Genomic DNA, 12,855 nt, shown 5'->3' with positions numbered 1-12,855 from the left:
GTCGGCTTAACCCCCCCGGTCCTGGCCGCCGTCAAATGCCGCCTTGCCGCCTCCCCGAGCCGCGCCTAGGGCACGGGCCATGAACGATACCACTTCCGAACATCCCCTAAGCGATCGCAAATTCTACCGTGCCGGTGAGGAAAGCCGGTTCGCCGACGAATCGCCGGAAATCACGCCGCAGACCGAGCATCCCGCCTACAAGCTCGCCTTTCGCGACACCGATTTCCTGCTGCGCGACGAACTGCGCCCGGTGCGCTTCCAGCTCGAATTGCTGAAGCCGGAAATGCTGCTCGACGAGGCGCGGGTGGGCTCGACCATGGTGATGTATGGTTCGGCGCGCATTCCCTCGCCTGAAACCGCGCAGGCGCGGCTCGAAGCGGCCAAGAATGGCGACGAATGGGACAAGAGGGTCGCGCAGCGACTGGCCGACAAGGCCAAATATTACGAGGAGGCGTTCAAGCTCGCCAAGCTCGTGTCCGAAAAGGCGATCATCGAAGACGGCAAGCGGCAATTCGTGGTGACGACCGGGGGCGGCCCCTCGATCATGGAAGCGGGCAATCGCGGGGCGAGCGAGGCGGGGAGCGAGTCCATCGGGCTCAACATCGTCCTGCCCCACGAGCAGGCGCCGAACCCCTACGTGACGCCTTATCTTTCGCTCAATTTCCATTACTTCGCGCTGCGGAAGATGCATTTCCTGCTGCGTGCGCGGGCGGTGGCGGTCTTTCCCGGCGGCTTCGGTACGTTCGACGAGTTTTTCGAGCTGCTGACCCTGATCCAGACCGGCAAGATGCGGCCCATCCCGATCCTGCTGTTCGGCAAGGATTTCTGGACCCGCGTCGTCGATTTCGAGGCGATCGCCGAAGAAGGAACCATCTCGAAGAGGGATCTGGACCTATTCCGCTGGTGCGAGACGGCGGACGAGGCCTGGACCCATATCTCCGCCTTTTACGAGCTCGACCGCTAGTCGAGTCTGCGCACCGCTTGATGGCCGAGCGGCCCGTTGCCTGCGCCGAAACCGGGTGCGGCGCGGATCGCGTTTACGACGAAATTGCGCCCCAGCCGCACAGCATGCTCCATCGGCTGACCATGCCCCAGCAGCGTCGCGATGGCCGAGGATAAAGTGCACCCCGTGCCATGCGTGTGCGGCGTGTCGATCCGGGCATGGTCGCACTGCACCGCCCGCGCCTCCGGCTGGTAGAGCACGTCGACGATCCGTGCATCGCCCGTATGTCCGCCCTTCGCCAGCACCGCCGCGCCGCTTGCCTGCGACAGCTCTTCGGCGGCAGCTACCATCTGCGCCGTGTCGGTGATTTCGCGGCCCAGCAGATGGCCCAGCTCGGGCAGGTTGGGGGTGATGAGCGCGGCCATCGGGAACAGCATCTCGCGCATGCTCGCGATCGCCGCCGGGTCGATCAGCGCCGCTCCGCTCGTCGCGATCATCACCGGATCGAGCACCACGGGCGCATCGATCCCGGTTAGCGCGCGCGCCACGTGGGCGATCACGTCGCTATCGTGCAGCATGCCGATCTTGATCGCGTCGACGCCTATATCTTCCACAGCCGAGGCGATCTGCTGCGCCACCACGCTGCCCGCCATCGGCGCTATCGCCTGAACCCCAACGCTGTTCTGCGCGGTGACGGTGGTGATCGCACTCATCGCATAGCCGCCGAGCATGGTGATCGTCTTGATATCGGCCTGAATGCCGGCCCCACCCGAGGAATCGGACCCGGCGATGGCGAGGATACGGGGTGGGGTCTTGGTGCCGGCCATAGGACTTCTCAGGCTGCCGAGCGCACCGCGTCGCACACCTGGTCGACCACTGCCTCGACGCGCGCGGCATCGTTGCCTTCCGCCATGACGCGGATGACGGGTTCGGTTCCCGAGGGGCGGATGACCAGGCGACCGCTGCCGGCAAGCTCGCGCTCCGCGTCGGCGATGGCGGACTTTACGCTCTCGGCCTCGAGCGGGCTGCCGCCATCGTAGCGGACGTTCTTGAGGAGCTGCGGCACGGGATCGAACAGGTGCAGGATCTCGCTCGCCGGCTTTTGCGAACGCACCAAGCTCGTCAGCACGCGCAGCGCCGCGACCGTGCCGTCGCCGGTCGTCGCATGGTCGAGCAGGATCATGTGCCCGGACTGCTCGCCGCCGACATTGAAGCCGCCCGCCTTCATACGCTCGAGCACGTAGCGGTCGCCGACCTTGGTCCGCTCGAGCGTCAGTCCGATCCCCTGCAGGTAGCGTTCGAGGCCGAGATTGCTCATCACCGTCGCGACCACGCCGCCACCGGTCAGCGCGCCCTTTTCGTGCATGCGGGTGGCGATCAGTGCCATGATCTGGTCGCCATCGACCTGCGCGCCCTTCTCGTCGACGACGATCAGCCGGTCGGCATCGCCGTCCAGCGCAATGCCGATATCCGCGCCTTCCTCGACGACCTTGGCCTGCAATGCCTCGATCGCGGTCGAGCCGACGCCGTCATTGATGTTGGTGCCGTTCGGCGTGACACCCAGCGTCACGATCTCCGCCCCCAATTCCCAGATAGCGCTCGGCGCCACCTGATAGGCGGCGCCATGCGCGCAATCGACCACGACCTTCAGTCCGTCGAAGCGCACCGCGCTCGCGACCGAGTTCTTGACCGCGTGGATGTAGCGCCCGCGCGCATCCTCGATCCGGCGGGCCCGGCCGATCTTGTCGGGGGCGGCGAGGGTCGGTTCCTCATCGAGCAGCGCCTCGATCCGTGCCTCGGTCTCGTCCGACAGTTTGAACCCGTCGGGTCCGAACAACTTGATGCCGTTATCGGGGAAAAGATTGTGGCTGGCCGAAATCATCACGCCGAGATCGGCGCGCATCTCTCGGGTGAGCAGCGCGATCGCCGGCGTCGGGAGCGGGCCCGTCATGATGACGTCCATGCCGACGCTGGTGAAACCGGCGACCAGCGCGCTCTCCATCATATAGCCCGACAGGCGCGTGTCCTTGCCGATCACGACCCGGTGGCGATGGGTGCCGCGCACGAAGTGATTGCCCGCCGCCTGGCCGACCCGCATCGCCGTCCTCGCGGTCATCACGTCGGCATTGGTCCGGCCCCTGATGCCGTCCGTGCCGAACAGTTTGCGTGCCATTGGCCCCCCTCGTCTTTTTCCTGTCGCGGAGGCTGCGGGCCGAGCCGGCAGCAGCCTTTCCCGCCTGGGTTTGTGTTGGGCTTCTGGCGCGGTTATCGCGCGAAGGGAAGGGCGAATAGCCAGCGGGCAGTGAGGGCACGGATTTGAGCGGAACGGTTAAAGACGGCGCGGACAAAGGGCGATCCGCGGCAGATGCCGACACGCCGGGCCCGCAGGGCGCGCCGCACACGGCGTTCAATCCGGGAGAGTTCGAGCTCGTCACCATTCGCCTGCCCGTTCTCGCGACCTTCGCGGCGCTAATCGCCGGGCTGGCGTCGGGCGTCGTTTTCGCCGGTGCCGGATTGGCGGATAGCGTGCTCGAGGCGATCGCGCTCGTCGGAAGCCTGTGGCTCCGCGCTTTGCAGATGACGATCATCCCGTTGGTCGCCGCGCTTCTCGTGCTCGGGCTGACACAAATGGCGCAGGCGGCGCGCGCGGGCGCGGCGGCGCGGCGCTTCCTCGTGCTCGTGTTTGGCGTGCTCGCTTTCGGCGGAATATTCACGGCGATTTTCGTGCCGATGCTGCTTGGCCTTTTCCCGATCCCGCCGAGCGCCAGCGGGTTCCTCGCGGCAGGGCCGGTCGAAGCGCTCGAAGTGCCTTCGATCCTCGACTTCGCCGCCTCGCTTATCGCGCCCAACATCATCGCCGCCGCCGCCGAGACCGCGATGCTGCCGCTGACCGTCTTCTTCGCGCTGTTCGCCATCGCGATCACCCGGCTTCCGGGTAGCCAGCAAGCCAGCCTGCTCAGCTTTTTCCACGCGCTCGCCAATGCGATGCTGGTGCTGATTGGCTGGGTCTTGTGGACCGCGCCCGCCGGGGTGTTCGCGTTGGCTTTCGGCGTCGGCATGCGCAGCGGGGGCGGGGCCTTCGCAGCGCTTGCGCACTACATCCTGATCGTCTCGGCGATGGGCGCGGCGATCCTTGTCCTCGCCTATCTCGTCGCCGGCCTGCTGGGCGGTGTTGGCCCCGTGCGCTTCGCCCGTGCCGTGATGCCAGCTCAGGCGGTGGCGATCTCGACCCAGAGCTCGCTCGCCAGCCTGCCCGCCATGCTCGACAGTTCCGAGCGTCTGGGCCTGCGCTCCTCGACCGCCGAATTCGTCCTGCCGCTCGCGGTAGCGATTTTCCGTGCGACCAGCCCGGCAATGAACCTCGCCGTCGCGCTCTATGTCGCTTCGCTGATGGGGATCGCGATCACACCGGCGCTGCTCGTCGCCGGGATTTTCGTGGCGCTCATCATCAGCGTGGGGACAGTCAGCCTCCCCGGCTCGATCAGCTTCGTCGTCTCGATCGGTCCGATCGCGCTCGCCATGGGCGTCCCGATCGAGCCGCTGGCGCTGCTGGTGGCGGTGGAGATGCTGCCCGACATCATGCGCACCCTCGCCAATGTGACCATGAATGTGGCGGTCGCGAGCGCGGTCGATCGCGGGCGCGCGGATGGCGAGGCGGGTCAGGCGCTCTGACGATCAGGCAGGCCGGCGGGCGCTGCCTGATCCTCGTCGACGCCGCCCTCCAGCAAGTTACTGCGGAACAGGGGTTCGCCGAAGATGAAACCGACTAGGTTGGGCCGCCCGATATGGTCAAACACCGCGGTCAGCGTCAGCAGAATCGGCACCGACAGCAGCGCGCCCGGAACGCCCCAGATCCAGGTGAAGTAGGACAGCGCAATCAGGATCATCACCGGGCTCATGGTGAAGCGCGCGCCCAGGATCGAGGGGGTGATGACGTTGCCCTCGAGCGCGTTCAGCCCGAGATAGGCGAGCGCGGGGATCATGCCGATCCACACCGTTTCCGCCGTGCCCACCCCGAACAGGGCGAGCAGCGCAATCATCGCCATCGGGCCGATATAGGGGATGAAATTGAGGATCATGGCGAGCCCGCCCCACATGATCGGCGCATCGACGCCCAGCGCCCACGCGCCAAGCGCCACCACCACGCCGACCCCTGCATTGATCAGGCCGACCGTGATTATGTAGGCGGCGACCCTATCCTGAACCTCGCGCATGGCCCGCGCCGCCTTGACGCTCGACCCGAAGCTCGCGCGGTCGAACAGCAGGTGCCGCCGCATCCGCACCCGCGCCTCGATCATGAAGAATGCGAGGAGAAAGGTGATGAGCACTTCGAGCAGGACACTTGGCGTGGCGAAGGCGATCTCTTCGAGCAGGCTGGGCGTCGCCAGCACCACTTCCGCCGTGCCCGCATTGCCCATCAGCGTTGCCAGTTCCTCGTTGGCCATCGCCAACCATGCAAACTCGTCGCGGAGCTCGGAAAGGCGCTCGCCCACCGTGTCGACGATCGCGGGGAGCTGCGCGAACAGATCCACCGCCGGCTGCAGGATCAGGGCGAGGCTCGCGAGCAAGATGGCGAGAAAGACGGCCAGCGCGCCGAGCGAGGCGACGATATTGGGCAAGCCGAGCTTGGAGAGATAGTCCGCCAGCGGCGAGAGCAGGATCGACAGCAGCAGCGCGGTGACCAGCGGCAGAAAAACCACCGAGCCGATCGAAAGAACGAAGGGCAGGGCGAGGAACAGGCCGAGCCCGATCAGCAGGACCAGCGCCGACATCAGCCGCAATTCCTGCTCGGCCAGCAGCATACGGCGCTGGTTGCGCCGCCGCCGCTCTTCGGACGCGGGGGTGCTGGCGCCCGGCCCCCTAACCGGCCTCGTTTCAGGTGCTTGGCTGTTCACGTATGGCCACCCCTATCGTGGCGGCGATTTTATGGCAGAAGAATGCGCGCGCCAAGGGTGGGCTCGCGGTCCTTGCGATTTACCGCTCAGGATGTGCTTTTCGCGCCGCCGGTTTCGTCGGCGCTGTTGACGACGTCCTGCAGCTCTTCGAGGATTGCGCGATGCGCGGTCTCGTCGTCGACCGAGCGGCCCGGAACGTTATCCTCGGACAGCATCGAGTTGAGCGCAGCACGTGCGCGGCCTACCCGGCTCTTGATCGTGCCGAGCGCGCAGCCGCAGATCTGCGCCGCTTCTTCGTAGGAAAAGCCGCCCGCGCCCACCAGCAACAGCGCCTCGCGGCGTTCGGGCGGCAGAGTCAGCAGAGCCCGGTGCATGTCGGAGAGGTGCAGCGGTTCTTCCTGCCCGGCGGGCTGGGTAAGAATGCGTTCGGCCACGCCCTCGTCGTATTCGCCGCGAAACCGGTTGCGGCGCATGTCGGTGAGATAGGCGTTGCGCAGGATGACGAAGGTCCAGGCGCGCATCGATGTGCCCGGCTCGAACCGTTCCTGTGCCGCCCAGGCCTTGAGCAGGGCTTCCTGAACGAGATCGTCGGCCATGTCGGGGCGACCGCACAGACCCCGCGCAAATGCGCGCAGATGCGGCACGACCTCGGTCAGTTCGCGCTTGAATTCGGCGCGCTCCTTGGCGGTGCGCTTGGGCCGGGGTTTCTTGTCGGCCACTAGGGCGTCTTTCCGTTCCCGGCGTCCTCGTCGGGCTCACCCTCGTCGTCGAACGCCTCGATCAGATCCTTGAAGCTGTCGGGCAGCGGTTCGTCGACTACCGAATCGTACAATTGCTTCAGGCCATGCGCCCAAGCAGGCGGCGCTTCGCCCGCACCATCGGCAGAGGGAGATTTCTGCTCCGGTACCTGCTCGATCTTCCCTTTTTCCGGTTTGCTCGGAGGGGTCATTGAATGATGTGTCCGTTCCCGTCTCATGCGGCGATACTCTTGAGGATTCGCCCCGACCCGGAAATGGATGCCCGGGTTAAAGTTACCTTCCAACCTGCAAATAAACGAATTGTTCCCCTGGAAGATGGCGTCGGACGCAATCATTTCCGGCCCGGTCAGCGTGCGTGCGGGCAATCCGTTGGACGGGCCGTTGGACGGGGGCAAGAGGAGGGTCGAGCGCAAAAGGGGCCTTGGTCTGGAAAGGGGGAAGAACCGGCAAGAGGCCGATACGCGGTACTGGCGTCGGGCCGGCATGGCGTCCTATTTGAAGAACAGCGCCTGGCTGATCGACGCCTTGACCGTCTGTTCGCGGAACGGCTTGGTCACGAGATAGGTCGGCTCCGCGCGGTCTCCTGTCAACAAGCGCTCCGGATAGGCGGTGATAAAGATGACAGGGACGCTACCGAGCGCGAGAATATCCGCGACCGCATCGAGACCGGAGGACCCGTCGGCGAGCTGGATATCAGCAAGGATCAGGCCGGGCCGGTTTTCGGTGACCGTGCGCACCGCTTCGGTCCTTGTGGTGGCGGTCCCGCAAATGTCATGGCCGAGCGAGGAAACGAGGTCTTCCAGCTGCATCAGTATCATCGGCTCGTCTTCGATGATCAGGACCGACGTGCTCTGTTCCTCGTCGATCTCGCGCACCGCTTCGGCAACGAGGCGCTCGACCTCGCCGGCCTCGATCCCCATGATCTTTGCCGCCTGATCGGGGGTGAAATCCTCGACTGTGGTCAGCAGCAGCGCCTGACGGTTGCGCGGCGCGATCGCTTCTAGCCGGCTGGCCGCCGCCGCCTCCTTCGTGCCCGTGGACCCGCCCTGCGCAGCCGCGGCGCCTGCAATCGCGCCGTCGGACGGATCCTCCATGGTTTGATGGAATGCCCTGTAAAGCGCGACCCGGCCTTCGCCGAGCGAGCGTTTCAATTCATCGTCGGCCAGAACCGCCTCGAGCGCGGCGCGCACCATTTCATCGCCGCGTTCCTGCGACCCCGTCAACGCGCGGGCGTAGCGGCGCAGGAAGGGCAGGTCTGCTGCAAGCTGCTGACTCATCGACATCCATGATCTCCCACCCGGCCAGGATGCCGGCGTTGATTCGAGGTCCGTTTAAAACCAACATTTGTTGTGCTGATCGCCCGCGACAAGCACGAGAATACAACGGCCTAGAGACCCACGGCAGATATATGACGCGGCCCTTTCGTCAAGCTATGCCAAGGAAAAAAGGCATCGCTCGAAAAAAAGTTCAAAAAATTTGTCCGGACGGGAACCACCCGTTTGGGCGCGCATTTAGAATGTGTTGCCGACCTGATCCCCCCTCCCGTCCATGTGGTTGGCAACAAGATCCCGAAAGGCCTTCACTCCCCGAAGTGGAGGCCTTTCTAGGTTTCGGGGTCCCGGGTTTGGAAAGGCATTTATCGGTTTCTAGATAGTCTGCTCGGACCGTATGCAGGCGCATAGGTCCAATCCCGCGAGCGGCGCGTCGCCTCGATTAGATGCGATATCAGCGGCGGCGGCTAAGCATGGCAAGCAGACCCGCGCTCTGCTTCTCGCGCAGAGCGCCGATCAACTGCCGCGGATCGTAAGGCTTGCCGAGCACCGGCCCCAGCTTGCGAACGTGATCGGGAATCTCTTCCGGGCTGCCGGTCTGAAAGACGATCCGCATCGCCCGCTCGCCCATCGCCTCGACCAGTTCGGCGATCTTCCAGCCCTCGTCACTATCGGCAAGGTGCGCATCCAGCACGATTGCGTCGAACTTTCCGTTGCGCAATCGCTCCAGCGTGCACGAGGCGCTCGGACAAATGGTCACGTCTTCGATGCCGTTCTCGTGCAGGGTCTGCTCGATATCAAGGCCGAGCAGCGCATCGTCTTCAACGACGATAACACTCCGTGGGAGCGAGGATTCTTCCGATCTCGAAAACGGCAGCGTGACCATAAGGCCCCAATGCGCGCGATTGATGTTAGGTTCCGGCCATTTGCTGCAATTCGCCCAAAGATTTCCGATAGATCGCATATTCGCGGTTGATCCGGCTGTCGATCGTGTCGGCGATTGCGACCATCCCCTTGTTGTCATCGAGGATCCAGCCGATTTCGCCGCGGGTCGAGCCGAAGATTTCGGTCGAATTGCGGCGGATCTCGCTGATCATCATGAAGGCGAGCTGGCTGGCCATGCGCGAATTCTGATATTCCTTGAGAACCCCCATCAGCGGCACGCGCATGTCGCTGCCGCGCGGTTTGCGCAGCCATCGCAGCATGTGGAACCAGCCGAGCGGGAACAGCTTCCCGCCGATACGCGCGAGCACGGAATTGATGTCCGGAAAAGTCAGCATGAACGCCACCGGCCGCCCGTCGACCTCGGCGATCATGTTGAGTTCTTCGTGGATCACCGGGCGCAGTTTCTTGCCGGCATAGGCGACCTCTTCCGAGGTGAAGGGGGTAAAGCCCCAATTGTCCGACCAGGCATCGTTGAGAATGCGCAGGATATGCGCGACCTCGCTGTCCCATTCGTCCTTCCTGACGGGGCGGACGTTGATGCGGGAATTGCGCTCGCCCGACTGGACGATGCGCTGGACGAGCGGGGGAAATTTCTTCGTGATGTCGAGCTCGTAGGTGTAGAGCGTCTTGACGAGCGCGTAGCCGGCATTCTCGATCCATCCGGCATAATGCGCTGGATGATGCCCCATCATGATGGTGGGGGCATGATCCTGACCGCGCACGAGCAGGCCCGGCTCCTCCCACATTACGAGTGAGATCGGCCCCAGCACCTTGGTCATCCCCTCGGCCCGTAGCCAGTCCTCCGCCGCGCCGAACAGCGCGTGGGCGACCGCCTCATCCTCGGCATCGAAATAGCCGAACATGCCCGTGCCCGGACCGAAGCCCTTTTCAGGCGGCATGGTGTGCGCGATCTCGTCGATCTGCGCCGAGATGCGCCCGACCGGCCCTCCGTTGCGGCTGGCGATGAACAGCTGGACCCGGCCATGACCGAAGAAGGGGTTCTTGTCCGGGTCGAGCAATTCGAGCTGTTCGGAACGCAGTTGCGGCACATGGTGTTCGAGCCGCGCGGCGAAGCTGCGCCCGAGATCGACGAAGCGCGCGCGGCCGGCCTTGCCCTCCACCCGCTCGATCACTATTTCGGCACTGGTATCATTTGCAACCATTGTGGGCCTGCTTATCGTATAAGAAATTGGGTTCGCCCGCGTCTGTGTCCTGCCAGGTCCGCGGGGGCAAGCGGGCGGACCATCGTTATCCGTCCTTGCGGGGTTTGCCCCGCGTGCCCTTCCTGAAGTAAGAACGACCAAGCCCTGCCCATGACAATGCATCAACCCCTCTCTCCCGCCGGCGAGACGTCCGCCCCGAAGCCGCGCGCGACGCGGGCCGATTTTCTGAGCGCGGACGACAAGGATATGCTGCGCGCGGCGCGCGACATGACGAAGGATCTGGGCGAGGCGCGGGCGCGCATCTACTGGCCGGACATGCTGGCCTCTGCCGCGATCGGATATGGCGGGATCGCATTGGCGATCATCGCGAGCGAGCTGTGGGTGGCGATTGCCGCCGGCCTTGTCGCCAGCCTGGCGCTCTATCGCGCGCTCATGTTCATTCACGAGCTCACCCATATCTCGAAAAGCGCACTGCCTGGCTTTCGCACGGGCTGGAACCTCCTGGTCGGCATTCCGCTGCTGACGCCGAGCTTCATGTATGAAGGCGTCCACGTCATTCATCACAAGCGCACGCAATACGGCACCGTCGAAGACCCCGAATATCTGCCGCTGGCGCTGATGAAACCGTGGAGCCTGCCGCTCTTCGTGATCGTTGCGCTGCTCGCCCCGGTCGCGCTCATCATCCGGGCGGCGGTGCTGGTGCCGCTGGGCGTGGTGTTCCCGGCGCTGCGGCGCTTTACCTGGGCGCGCTTTTCGGCACTGTCGATCAATCCCGAATTTCGCCGCAAAGCGCCCGCGGGCGATTTTGCGAAGCGGGTGCGCTGGCAGGAAGCGGGCGTGTTCGTCTGGTCCTGGATGCTGATCGGCAGCGTTGTCATGCTCGGCTGGACACCGCTGCTCACCGCGCTCGCCATCCTGTCCTTCACCGCGCTGCTCAATCAGTTGCGCACGCTGGTCGCGCATCTGTGGGAGAACGAGGGCGAAGCGATGACGGTTACCGCGCAGTTTCTCGACAGCGTCAACGTGCCGCCGCCCGGCATCGCGGCGGAGATCTGGGCGCCCGTGGGCCTGCGCTATCATGCGCTTCATCATCTGATGCCCTCGATGCCCTATCACGACCTGCCCGAAGCGCACCGCCGGCTGGCGCGCGCGCTCGGCACCGGCTCGACCTATGACGGCGCCAATCATCCCGGCATGGCCACCCTGGTAGGGCGCATCGCCAAGAGCACGATGGTGAAGCGCTGACGCGCCTGTCCTAATCCAGAAAGCAGATCATCGCGCAGCGGCGTTCGGCGGGCAGGCCGAACGCGATCGCATCTTTGAGCGACTGGGCGAGGTGATCGCGGCCTTCGAAATTCTCCACCTCGACGAAGCCGTGGCGCGCATAGAACGGGCCGTTCCATGCGATGTCGCGGTAGGTGTTGAGGGTGATGGCCCGCAGGCCGGAATTCGCGGCATCGATCTTCAGGGCGGTGAGAAGGGTCGCCCCGATCCGCTTGCCTTGATGCGCGCGTGCGACGCTCAGTTCGTGCAGATGCAGCTCGCGGCCCACGCGTCCGGCGGCGGCGAAACCCACCACGTCTTCGCTCACCGTGGCGGCCAGGCATTGCCCCCTTGCGATGGTCGTGCGGTATTCTTCGGCGCTGGTGGAAGGGGGAACTGGGATGCCGGCAAGGCTCGGCTCCTCGCGCAGCAGGCCGGCGGCGTCCTCTTCTACGGCGTGAAACGCCTCCGCGTCTTCCCGGCGCGCGAGGCGAATGGAAAAGTCGCTCATTCCTCGGTCCGCACCAGCACGGTCTCGCCGAGCAGCAGGAACAGGAAGAACGGCGCCCAGGCGGCGAGGAAGGGCGGATAGCCGCCGAAACTGCCCATAGCGAGCGCGGCGTTGTCGACCACGAAATAGGCAAAGCCCAACGCCATGCCGATCACCGCGCGCACGAACAGCTGGCCCGATCGCGCGAGGCCGAAGGCGGCGACCGAACCCAGTAGCGGCATCAGCAGCGCCGAAAGGGGCCCCGATATCCGGTGCCACCACTTGGCGCGCATTTCCGAGGTGCGGCGGCCGACCGCTTCGAACGCGTCGATGGTCTGCGACAATTCCCAGAAACTCTGTGCATCGGGATCAACCGATTGCAGGTCGATCTGCGCGGGCGTTAATGTCTCCCCGACCACCACCTCGCCCAGTTCGCGCAATTCCGCACTGCCGACATCGAAGCGCACCGCTTCCTCGAGCCGCCATCCCGGCCGCGCATAGGCGGCGCGGGGGCTGCGGATCTGTTTGCGGATGATGCCGCCGGGCGCGCGAGCGTACCAGGTGACGTTCGTAAGTGCGATCCGCTCGCCTTCACCGCTCAAGGCGGCGGCGGTCATGATATTCTCGCCATCGGTAAGGTAGATGTTCGAGCGCAGCCCGGTTTCCTCGGGGATCGGTCCGAAATCGGCGGCCTCCCAGGCCTTCAGCGTTGCATTGGCGCGGGTCACGATCCGCTCGTTGAAAGCGAAGCTGACAGCCGCGATTAGCGCCGCGGTGAGCAGCAGGGGCGCCAGCACCTGATGGGCCGAAAGCCCCGCGGCCTTCATCGCCACGACCTCGCTGTTCTGGTTCAGAGTCACCAGCGTGATCAGCGTCGCGAGCAGCACCGAATAGGGGAGGAACCGCGCGATCAGCTGGGGAATGCGCAGGCTCGCATATTTGAGGATTTCCGCCTGACCGTTGCCTTCGGGCGCGAGGATGTCGCCGGTAGAACCCAGCAGGTCGAGCGCCATCAGCACCAGCACCAGCATCACCAGCACCGCGAGAATGCGGACGACGAACATCTTCGCGAGGTAAAGCGTCAGCGTGCGCGAGGGGAAGAAATCGAGCTGCATGAGAAGTGGGTG

At 64.9% G+C, this 12,855-nt stretch carries 13 protein-coding genes; 3 read left to right on the top strand and 10 right to left on the bottom strand.

Translation table 11 applies throughout. The features are described 5' to 3' along the window. Positions 1–79: 79 nt before the first annotated feature. Entirely contained in the window at positions 80–964 is an 885-nt protein-coding gene (locus tag V2I30_RS08750) for an LOG family protein (RefSeq protein WP_330661755.1), read from the top strand. Here V2I30_RS08750 and thiD read toward each other — a convergent pair. Together thiD and glmM are read right to left on the bottom strand one after the other, a co-directional pair. Next, complete coding sequence (gene thiD, locus V2I30_RS08745) at positions 961–1,770, bottom strand: bifunctional hydroxymethylpyrimidine kinase/phosphomethylpyrimidine kinase (RefSeq protein WP_330661754.1); 810 nt, start codon at positions 1,768–1,770, stop codon at positions 961–963. The genes V2I30_RS08750 and thiD overlap by 4 nt on opposite strands. Before the next feature lie 8 nt (positions 1,771–1,778). Next, complete coding sequence (glmM, locus tag V2I30_RS08740) at positions 1,779–3,116, bottom strand: phosphoglucosamine mutase (RefSeq protein WP_330661753.1); 1,338 nt, start codon at positions 3,114–3,116, stop codon at positions 1,779–1,781. A gap of 143 nt (positions 3,117–3,259) precedes the next feature. Here glmM and V2I30_RS08735 point away from each other — a divergent pair, with 143 nt between their 5' ends. Further along, the gene (locus V2I30_RS08735; RefSeq protein ID WP_330661752.1) at positions 3,260–4,615 is read left to right on the top strand and encodes a dicarboxylate/amino acid:cation symporter; all 1,356 of its coding nucleotides are present in this window, start codon (positions 3,260–3,262) and stop codon (positions 4,613–4,615) included. Here the strand turns inward: V2I30_RS08735 and V2I30_RS08730 are convergent. The 6 genes from V2I30_RS08730 to V2I30_RS08705 form a co-directional block, all read right to left on the bottom strand. Continuing rightward, a complete protein-coding gene (locus tag V2I30_RS08730; protein ID WP_330661751.1) occupies positions 4,603–5,838 on the bottom strand; it encodes an AI-2E family transporter in 1,236 nt (411 codons plus the stop codon). The genes V2I30_RS08735 and V2I30_RS08730 overlap by 13 nt on opposite strands. A gap of 86 nt (positions 5,839–5,924) precedes the next feature. Continuing rightward, positions 5,925–6,557 carry a sigma-70 family RNA polymerase sigma factor gene (locus V2I30_RS08725; protein ID WP_330661750.1) on the bottom strand — a complete coding sequence of 211 codons (633 nt, stop codon included), beginning with the start codon at positions 6,555–6,557 and terminating at the stop codon, positions 5,925–5,927. Then, positions 6,557–6,787, bottom strand: coding sequence for a NepR family anti-sigma factor (locus V2I30_RS08720; RefSeq protein ID WP_330661748.1), 231 nt, complete (start codon positions 6,785–6,787; stop codon positions 6,557–6,559). The genes V2I30_RS08725 and V2I30_RS08720 overlap by 1 nt, the downstream gene beginning before the upstream one ends. 300 nt (positions 6,788–7,087) lie before the next feature. Continuing rightward, complete coding sequence (locus tag V2I30_RS08715) at positions 7,088–7,879, bottom strand: response regulator (protein WP_330661747.1); 792 nt, start codon at positions 7,877–7,879, stop codon at positions 7,088–7,090. Between the two features lie 442 nt (positions 7,880–8,321). Then, complete coding sequence (locus V2I30_RS08710; protein WP_330661746.1) at positions 8,322–8,753, bottom strand: response regulator; 432 nt, start codon at positions 8,751–8,753, stop codon at positions 8,322–8,324. Positions 8,754–8,778: 25 nt separating this feature from the next. Next, positions 8,779–9,975 carry an N-acetyltransferase gene (locus V2I30_RS08705; RefSeq protein ID WP_330661745.1) on the bottom strand — a complete coding sequence of 399 codons (1,197 nt, stop codon included), beginning with the start codon at positions 9,973–9,975 and terminating at the stop codon, positions 8,779–8,781. 150 nt (positions 9,976–10,125) lie between these two features. Here V2I30_RS08705 and V2I30_RS08700 point away from each other — a divergent pair, with 150 nt between their 5' ends. Beyond that, positions 10,126–11,220, top strand: coding sequence for a fatty acid desaturase family protein (locus V2I30_RS08700; protein WP_330661744.1), 1,095 nt, complete (start codon positions 10,126–10,128; stop codon positions 11,218–11,220). Positions 11,221–11,230: 10 nt separating this feature from the next. On the opposite strand, the gene V2I30_RS08695 is transcribed toward V2I30_RS08700, so the two are convergent. Next, a complete protein-coding gene (locus tag V2I30_RS08695) occupies positions 11,231–11,749 on the bottom strand; it encodes a GNAT family N-acetyltransferase (protein WP_330661743.1) in 519 nt (172 codons plus the stop codon). Then, on the bottom strand, positions 11,746–12,843 hold the full coding sequence (gene lptG / locus V2I30_RS08690) for an LPS export ABC transporter permease LptG (RefSeq protein WP_330661742.1): 1,098 nt from the start codon (positions 12,841–12,843) through the stop codon (positions 11,746–11,748). The genes V2I30_RS08695 and lptG overlap by 4 nt, the downstream gene beginning before the upstream one ends. Positions 12,844–12,855: the final 12 nt, after the last annotated feature.

It is taken from the genome of Erythrobacter sp. (genome assembly GCF_036351135.1).
In the GTDB taxonomy this organism is placed as follows: domain Bacteria; phylum Pseudomonadota; class Alphaproteobacteria; order Sphingomonadales; family Sphingomonadaceae; genus Erythrobacter.
This window is presented reverse-complemented; position numbering and strand designations above follow the sequence as displayed.